The sequence below is a fragment of the Streptomyces sp. NPDC043876 genome (assembly GCF_056435825.1).
Genome location: NZ_JBWKDV010000046.1, coordinates 2,464 through 3,763 on the forward strand (window position 1 = coordinate 2,464; position 1,300 = coordinate 3,763).

Genomic DNA, 1,300 nt, shown 5'->3' on the forward strand with positions numbered 1-1,300 from the left:
AACGGTCGTGACTGCGTGCCTTTTGAAGAATGAGCCTGCGAGTTAGCGGTGTGTAGCGAGGTTAACCCGTGTGGGGAAGCCGTAGCGAAAGCGAGTCCGAATAGGGCGATTGAGTTGCACGCTCTAGACCCGAAGCGGAGTGATCTAGCCATGGGCAGGTTGAAGCGGAGGTAAGACTTCGTGGAGGACCGAACCCACCAGGGTTGAAAACCTGGGGGATGACCTGTGGTTAGGGGTGAAAGGCCAATCAAACTCCGTGATAGCTGGTTCTCCCCGAAATGCATTTAGGTGCAGCGTCACGTGTTTCTTGCCGGAGGTAGAGCACTGGATAGGCGATGGGCCCTACCGGGTTACTGACCTTAGCCAAACTCCGAATGCCGGTAAGTGAGAGCGTGGCAGTGAGACTGTGGGGGATAAGCTCCATGGTCGAGAGGGAAACAGCCCAGAGCATCGACTAAGGCCCCTAAGCGTACGCTAAGTGGGAAAGGATGTGGAGTCGCAGAGACAACCAGGAGGTTGGCTTAGAAGCAGCCACCCTTGAAAGAGTGCGTAATAGCTCACTGGTCAAGTGATTCCGCGCCGACAATGTAGCGGGGCTCAAGCGTACCGCCGAAGTCGTGTCATTGCAGCAATAGGGCCAACGCCCGCTGTGATGGGTAGGGGAGCGTCGTGTGCCGGGTGAAGCAGCAGCGGAAGCTAGTTGTGGACGGTTCACGAGTGAGAATGCAGGCATGAGTAGCGATACACACGTGAGAAACGTGTGCGCCGATTGACTAAGGGTTCCTGGGTCAAGCTGATCTGCCCAGGGTAAGTCGGGACCTAAGGCGAGGCCGACAGGCGTAGTCGATGGACAACCGGTTGATATTCCGGTACCCGCTTTGAAACGCCCAATACTGAATCAGGCGATGCTAAGCCCGTGAAGCCGTTCCGGACCCTTCGGGGAAAGGAAAGTGGTGGAGCCGGTGACCCAGACTTGTAGTAGGTAAGCGATGGGGTGACGCAGGAAGGTAGTCCAGCCCGGGCGGTGGTAGTCCCGGGGTAAGGGTGTAGGCCGTGTGATAGGCAAATCCGTCACACATTAAGGCTGAGACCTGATGCCGAGCCGATTGTGGTGAAGTGGATGATCCTATGCTGTCGAGAAAAGCCTCTAGCGAGTTTCATGGCGGCCCGTACCCTAAACCGACTCAGGTAGTCAGGTAGAGAATACCGAGGCGTTCGGGTGAACTATGGTTAAGGAACTCGGCAAAATGCCCCCGTAACTTCGGGAGAAGGGGGGCCATCACTGGTGATCGGACTTACG

The 1,300-nt window shown here is 56.5% G+C and carries 1 rRNA gene (cut by both window edges); it reads left to right on the forward strand.

Annotated elements, in window-relative coordinates:
• A 23S ribosomal RNA gene (locus tag AC0693_RS38605) occupies positions 1 to 1,300 on the forward strand (it extends past both window edges: 842 nt to the left, 1,272 nt to the right).